General features: G+C 71.0%; 7 protein-coding genes and 1 pseudogene. 5 read left to right on the top strand and 3 right to left on the bottom strand.

Annotated features, from left to right (window positions below):
• Positions 1-209 (top strand): annotated as a pseudogene (locus tag FNH08_RS51800) (hypothetical protein); the annotation flags it as partial.
• Positions 210-225: 16 nt separating this feature from the next.
• Positions 226-990 (top strand): bestrophin-like domain, encoded by a 765-nt coding sequence (locus FNH08_RS12600; protein ID WP_152771561.1) that lies wholly within the window; start codon positions 226-228, stop codon positions 988-990.
• A gap of 132 nt (positions 991-1,122) precedes the next feature.
• Here FNH08_RS12600 and FNH08_RS12595 read toward each other — a convergent pair whose 3' ends face one another.
• Positions 1,123-1,611, bottom strand: a complete 489-nt coding sequence (locus FNH08_RS12595; protein WP_152771560.1) for a hypothetical protein — start codon at positions 1,609-1,611, stop codon at positions 1,123-1,125.
• Between the two features lie 334 nt (positions 1,612-1,945).
• Between FNH08_RS12595 and FNH08_RS12590 the strand changes: the two genes are divergently transcribed.
• Positions 1,946-2,611 (top strand): class F sortase, encoded by a 666-nt coding sequence (locus FNH08_RS12590; protein WP_152771559.1) that lies wholly within the window; start codon positions 1,946-1,948, stop codon positions 2,609-2,611.
• A 132-nt stretch (positions 2,612-2,743) separates the two neighbouring features.
• Here FNH08_RS12590 and FNH08_RS12585 read toward each other — a convergent pair whose 3' ends face one another.
• Positions 2,744-3,601, bottom strand: coding sequence for a polysaccharide deacetylase family protein (locus FNH08_RS12585; RefSeq protein WP_152771558.1), 858 nt, complete (start codon positions 3,599-3,601; stop codon positions 2,744-2,746).
• A 157-nt stretch (positions 3,602-3,758) separates the two neighbouring features.
• Here FNH08_RS12585 and FNH08_RS12580 point away from each other — a divergent pair, with 157 nt between their 5' ends.
• Positions 3,759-4,214: a universal stress protein gene (locus FNH08_RS12580; protein WP_322724343.1), complete on the top strand. Its 456-nt coding sequence runs from the start codon at positions 3,759-3,761 to the stop codon at positions 4,212-4,214.
• 8 nt (positions 4,215-4,222) lie between these two features.
• Here FNH08_RS12580 and FNH08_RS12575 read toward each other — a convergent pair whose 3' ends face one another.
• Positions 4,223-5,389: a CapA family protein gene (locus tag FNH08_RS12575; RefSeq protein ID WP_152771557.1), complete on the bottom strand. Its 1,167-nt coding sequence runs from the start codon at positions 5,387-5,389 to the stop codon at positions 4,223-4,225.
• A 245-nt stretch (positions 5,390-5,634) separates the two neighbouring features.
• Here FNH08_RS12575 and FNH08_RS12570 point away from each other — a divergent pair, with 245 nt between their 5' ends.
• A complete protein-coding gene (locus tag FNH08_RS12570) occupies positions 5,635-6,180 on the top strand; it encodes a sigma-70 family RNA polymerase sigma factor (RefSeq protein WP_152771556.1) in 546 nt (181 codons plus the stop codon).
• The last annotated feature ends 28 nt before the right edge of the window (positions 6,181-6,208 follow it).

The raw sequence follows: 6,208 nt of genomic DNA, 5'->3' as shown, positions 1-6,208 counted from the left end.
CACCGGCACCAGCCCCGCCCCCGGCCCCGGAGGCGCCGAAACCCACACCGAAGGCACGGCCCAAGCCGTCGCCGTCCCCGGTGAGTTATCCGCCGTACCGGCCGTCCGCCCGCGGGCAGACGAAGCGCGGCGGCCCGTCCCTCGTCTCGCTCACCCTGCTCGTCACCGTGCCCGCGCTGTTCGCCGCCGCCGCGCTGCGTCCGCGCTGATCCCTGGAGGAACCTGTTGTCGGAATGGCTTGTTCTCACCCTCGCGATGGCGGCTGCCTGCGTCGTCGTGCTCGTCGTGGCCGTCGTACGGCATCACACGGCGCCCGAGGACGACGACCCGTCCGAGACCCCCGACGTCATCGAGTACATCACGATGATGATCGGCGTCGTGTACGCCATCGTGCTGGGGCTGGCCATCGCCGGTGTCTGGGAGGCCCGCAGTGTCGCCCAGGACCACGTCCAGGCGGAGGCACAGGCCCTGCACGAGATCACGGAACGGGTGCGCGTCTACCCGGAGGACGTGCGCGACCGCATCCGGGACGACGTCGACACGTACGTGGGCCACGTCGTGACCAAAGAGTGGAAGTCGATGGCCGAGAACGGTGAGATGACCGACCGCGGCGCCCGTCTCTTCGACCGTATCCGCCAGGACGTCACCGACTACAAGCCCCGGTCGGACTTCGAGGCGCAGGCCTACCAGCCGCTCGTGGACCAGGTGGCCGCCGCGGACGCCGCGCGCAACGCCCGCGCCGGCTCGTCGGACGCAGCCCTCCCGGGTGTGGTGTGGTTCGGGCTCATCATCGGGGCCGTCGTGACCGTCGGCATGGTGTTCGCCCTGCAGATCCGGCGCACCCCGCGCGAGCTGATCCTGGCCGGCCTGTTCTCCGCCCTCATCGCCTTCCTGCTGTTCCTCGTCTGGGACTTCGACGAGCCGTACAACAGGGGGCTCACGGCGTCGACGGAGCCGCTGCTGCAGTTGTTCCCCCACGCGCGCGACTGAACTGAGAGGACCGCGACAGCCTTTCGCCCCGGTACCCGAGGGGGGTCCGGGGCGAAAGGCTGTCCGCCGGTCTCGTCACGTCTCCGTCCGCCCGTGCTCGTGTCCCTGGCTCAGAACTTGTTCAGATCCTGCTCAGATCTTGTTCTCGGAGCGGCGGCGCATCCAGAACACACCACCACCGATCAGCGCGACGGCGACGAGACCGCCGCCGATCGCGATGTCGGTGGGAGTCGCCCCGGAGGTGCTGCTGCCGCCGATGCCGCCACGGACCCCGCCGAGGACGGTGAAGACGTTGTTGAACGTCCTTTGCCTGCCGTCGCAGTGGGTCATGACACTCTGCGCACCGGGGGTGGCGTTCGAGTTGACGGTCACGGTCGCTGTCGCCGTGTCGCCGCCCATCGACCTCAGCTTCGTGGTCGGGAAGGCGGCCGAGCTGATCGTGCTGTTCGCGGCGGTGCACGCCTCGCCCTTGACCGTGAGGACCAGTTGTCCGCCGCGGGCGATGACGCTGGGCTGGGCGGTGACCGAGGTCGGATCGTTCCACGCGGCGGCCGTGGGCGCGGCGAACCCAAGCGCGGCGACCGCGGCGGCGGACGCCGCCAGGGCACGAGTAGTACGCATGTGAGCCTCCGGGGAAGGCGCCCCGGGACCTGTCCCCGGTCGATCGGCGAGAAAGCGCCTCCTGACCAGACCCTCAGTTGCCGTGCGGTCGGCCGCATTTCGGGATTGGTCCGTCCTGGTGAAAGGACACGCCGGGGAAATCATGCGCGATCGGATATCGCCGCAGGTCATCGACTGTCAGAAAAAACCTGAGGGCGGCGACACGGATGGCTCACGGCCCGTGTGCGGCCGGCCACCCATTCGTACCTGCCCCGTCGCCGAGTCCGCGTGGTGCGCTTAGCGTTGTGCCATGCGCGACGGACGCGACAACGGCCGGGGCGAGAGGGGATGGCGAATGTATTCGTCCGAACTGGCCGAAGAAGAGGAGCGGCGCAGGAAGCGCGCGCCATGGGGCGTGATAGCGCTTGTTCTGCTGACCGGACTCGCCCTCATCCGGAATGGTTCGGGGGAGTTCGACGTGGGTCCACCGCAGCCCGCGTCGGCGGCGGCCGCCGACAGCCAGGCCACCCCGCACGGGCTGTTCGCCAACACGCCGTCCCCGCTGCCGTACGCCGCGGTCGAGCGGATCAGGATCCCCTCGATCCAGGTCGACGCCCCCGTGATGCCCGTGGGCCTGGACCTGCAGGGCTGGGTCGACGCGCCACCGCCCGACGACCCGAACCTCGCCGGCTGGTTCACCGGCGCGGTGTCCCCCGGTGAGAACGGCACGGCCGTCCTCGTGGGCCATGTCGACAACCAGCACGGCCCCGCCGTCTTCTACGGACTCGGGTCGCTCCAGAAGGGGCACCGGGTCGAGGTCCAGCGCAGCGACGCGAAGACGGCCGTCTTCGAGATCTACGGTGTCGAGGTGTTCGAGAAGGACAACTTCCCCGGGGACCGCGTCTACGGCAACAGCGGTGTTCCGGAGATCCGGGTCATCACGTGCGGCGGCGGTTTCTCCAAGCAGAACGGCTACGCCGGGAACGTCGTGGTGTTCGCCCGCCTGGTCGAGGTCCGCTGAGGGCCTTGACCGGGCGGGTCGCGCCCTTCAGGGGCGCGGGGCTGTATCGATATGCGGCTCCGCCGCGTGGGCGCGACCAGCCCCCACCGGCCCGCAGGTTCATCACCGCGATTTCCGATTCCAGCGGAGCGCTCACGCCAGCTTCCGTCGCGGCACCGCGATCTGGTAGCCCTCGTCCAGAAGGGCGGGCAGATAGTGACGCAGCGCCCGTACGCTCTGGGAGCGGTTGCCGCCCGCGTCGTGGGAGAGGACCACCACGCCCGCGTCGGCGTGGTCCTCGACCCGCTCGACGATGCTGCGGGTGCCCGGGCTCCTCCAGTCGAGCGTGTCGAGGGTCCAGCCCAGCGGTTCCATGCCAAGCTCGGCCCCGATCCGGAACACGGCGCGGTTCCAGGCGCCGTAGGGCGCGCGGAACCAGCGGGGCGCCTCACCGTAGGCCTCCTCGATGACCTCGCTGGTGCTTTCCATCTGGGCGCGGATCGCGGAGCGCGACATCCCGGGCAGCAGCGGGTGGGACCAGGTGTGGTTGCCCACGACGTGTCCGTCGTCGGCCATCTCGCGCAGCAGGTCCTTGTGGTCCGCGGCCATCGCGCCGCAGACGAAGAACATGGCACGCACGTCGTACTCGCGCAGGGTGCGCAGGATGGCGGGGGTGTAGCGGGGGTCGGGGCCGTCGTCGAAGGTCAGCACCATGGCGCGGCCCATCCCGGCGACGCGCAGGAAGGGTTCGCTCCGGACAAGGGTCCGGATGTGGGCGCGCGGCGGGCCGTACCCCGTGAGGGGCTGCAGCCGGTACGCGGAGGGCTTGACCCCACCGCCCGTCTGCGAACCCGCGGCCGGTGTCCCCCCGGGCGCGGGGGTGGGGCCGGGGCCGACCGGGGTCGACTCCCCGCCGAGCAGAGCGGCCGCGCCCGCGGCACCGGACGTGCCCACGACGGCCGCGCCGGCCATCAGCAGCCGACGCCGCGTGAACATGTGATCCTTCGTCATGCCTCATCAGTGACCCGTTGCACGGCCGACGCACCCCAACGACACCGGTGTGGACGTATGAAAACACCCAAGGGGAGCAGCGCGTTCGGGTTCCGTACAGCCGATCGAGCGACGCCCGGCTGAACGCGGGACCAGCGGGTTCGATAGCCTCGCAGCCGTGACTGAGCAGCACCGGTTCGAGCGCGGCACCGACGGGCCCAAGGTGATCCTCGTCGGGGTGGACGGCTCCGACTCGTCGTTCCGCGCGGCTGCCTACGCGGCGGGTCTGGCCCGGCGACAGCACGCCCTCCTCGCCGTGGTGTACATCCAGCCGGTGATGGCGGCAGGAGCCGCGTTCGGAGTGCCGGCCGCGCAGACGACCGACGAGATCGCCGAGGGCCTCATCGCGGAGATCCGGGACGCCACCGAGCGCGTCAAGGGCATCTTCGACGTGCGCTGGGAGTTCCACACCTTCCGCGGGGACCCGTACAACGGGCTCGTGACGGCGGCGGACGACCTGAAGGCGGACGCGGTCGTGGTGGGCGCCTCCGAGCAGGCGGGGCACCGGATCGTCGGCTCCGTGGCGATCCGTCTGGTGAAGGCGGGACGCTGGCCGGTGACGGTCGTGCCCTGAAGGGTTGGTCACTGGCCCATGACCAGCCCGTCCTCGGCGGCGCCGCGGCTCAGGACCACGTCGCGGATACGGTCGCGCACCTGGGTGCCGGTCGCTCGCCGGTCTATGGCCTCGTTGAGGTTGACGACGCGGCCGGGTCCCACGTCGAACCACTGCGGTATGAACTCGGCCTTGGTCACCTTCCAGCGGGCGCCCTCGCGGGCGGGCGGGGCGAAGGTGAAGCGGGCGATGGAGCTCTCGTTGCCGCGCGGGTCGTGGGCGCCCTGGTGGTTGACCATGGCGCCGGCGAGCTGGTCGCCCATGCCGTAGACGATCCAGGTGCCGTTGACCTTCTCGTACGCCTGCGGGACGTGTGCGTGAGTGCCGATGATGAGGTCGATGTCGGGGCGGGCGCCGGTGCGGGCCGCGGTGAGCCGCTGTCCCAGGTCGAGTTGCTGGGCGTCGGGCGCGTCCTGCCATTCGGAGCCCCAGTGCAGGGAGACGACGACCACGTCGGCGCCCTCCTTCCGGGCGGTCCGGGCGTCGGCGAGGATCCGGTCGTGGTCGATGACGTTGACGGCCCAGGGCTGCCCCTCGGGGAGCGGGAAGCCGTTCGTGCCGTACGTGTACGCGAGGTGGGCGACGTGCGCACCGCCCGCGCGCAGCAGGGTGGTGCCGGCCCCCTCCTGCGCCGTCCGGGCCGAGCCCGCGTGCCGTACGCCCGCGCGGTCGAGCGCGTCGAGGGTGCGGTGGATACCGGCGGCGCCGTCGTCGAGCGTGTGGTTGGAGGCGGTGGAGCAGCCGTCGTAGCCGGTGTCGGCGAGGGCGTCGGCCACCTGGGGCGGGGACTTGAAGGCGGGATAGCCGGTGTAGTCGCCGTTCGCGCCGTAGACGGTCTCCATGTGGCAGAGCGCGAGGTCCGCCCCGGACACGACGGGCTTGACGCCCGCGAGCATGGGCCGGAAGTCGTAGCCCGTGCCTCCCGCGTCCGCGCCCGCCAGGCGGATGATCGAGTCGTGCGGCAGGACGTCTCCGGAGGCGACGAGCGTGAAGCCGCGGGCCTTTCCGGCGGAGGAGGAGGGCGCGGCGTTGCCCCGTGTCCGCGCCGACGGATCCCCTGCCGCCTGGCACGCGGTGAGGCCCGCCAGAAGGATGAACGCGAGGGCACAAGTCGTCTGCCGAGTGCGTGTCGTCATGGATTCACCCCGTTGTTGTCGTATTGACTTATAAAGCAACACGAATCCGCATACGGGACCACTCGGTCCCGGCCACCCTTAGCCCGTCCGGCGTGCCCTGACGGGCCCCGGCGAGTGCCCGGCCGGGCCTCGGCGCGTTCCGGAACGAACCGTTCGTCGCACCGTTCGTCGACAGGTTCGACCGCCCGCCGCAGACCCGTGACCGCCCCCTGTCCCCGCGGGGCGTCCCGCGTTCCCATACGGCCATGACGGCCGGAACCACGATCACGAACGGGACGACCGCCGAGCACGAGCTGGCCGCGTTGCAGCGGGAGCACGGCCGGCCCCTCTTCGCCCTCATGTTGCGACTGTCCGACGGTGACCGTCAGCGCGCCGAGGACTTGGTGCAGGAGACGTTCGTACGCGCCTGGCAACACCCCGAAGCGCTCCGCGCGGACGATTTCACCTCCGTGCGCCCCTGGTTGCTCACCGTCGGGCGCCGCCTCGCCATCGACGCGCGCCGGGCCCGTCAGGCCAGGCCCGCCGAGGTCGGGGACGCCGTGCTGGAGAACGCGCGTGTGTCCGCCGATCACGCCGAGCGGTCCGCCGCCGCCCTCGACGTACGGCGGGCTGTGAAGACACTCACTCCCGAGCACCGTGAAGTCCTGGTGCAGGTGTACTTCCAGGGGGCGAGTGTGGTGGAGGCCGCCGAAGCCCTCGGGATTCCGCCCGGTACCGTGAAGTCCCGCGCGTACTACGCGCTGCGCGCCCTGCGCCGGGTGCTTCCGGGATACGCGGCCGACCTGCACTGAAACCAATGACAGAGCAAAGCCTCGGCAA

It is taken from the genome of Streptomyces spongiae (assembly GCF_009377185.1).
GTDB lineage: Bacteria > Actinomycetota > Actinomycetes > Streptomycetales > Streptomycetaceae > Streptomyces > Streptomyces spongiae.
Note: the sequence above shows the minus strand (reverse complement) of the source record. Positions and strands in the feature narration are given on the sequence as shown.

Coding starts and splice junctions, on each gene's coding strand:
- FNH08_RS12575 (WP_152771557.1), bottom strand. CDS start 5,389: ATGACGACACGCACTCGGCAGACGACTTGTGCCCTCGCGTTCATCCTT.
- FNH08_RS12570 (WP_152771556.1), top strand. CDS start 5,635: ATGACGGCCGGAACCACGATCACGAACGGGACGACCGCCGAGCACGAG.
- FNH08_RS12585 (WP_152771558.1), bottom strand. CDS start 3,601: ATGACGAAGGATCACATGTTCACGCGGCGTCGGCTGCTGATGGCCGGC.
- FNH08_RS12590 (WP_152771559.1), top strand. CDS start 1,946: ATGTATTCGTCCGAACTGGCCGAAGAAGAGGAGCGGCGCAGGAAGCGC.
- FNH08_RS12595 (WP_152771560.1), bottom strand. CDS start 1,611: ATGCGTACTACTCGTGCCCTGGCGGCGTCCGCCGCCGCGGTCGCCGCG.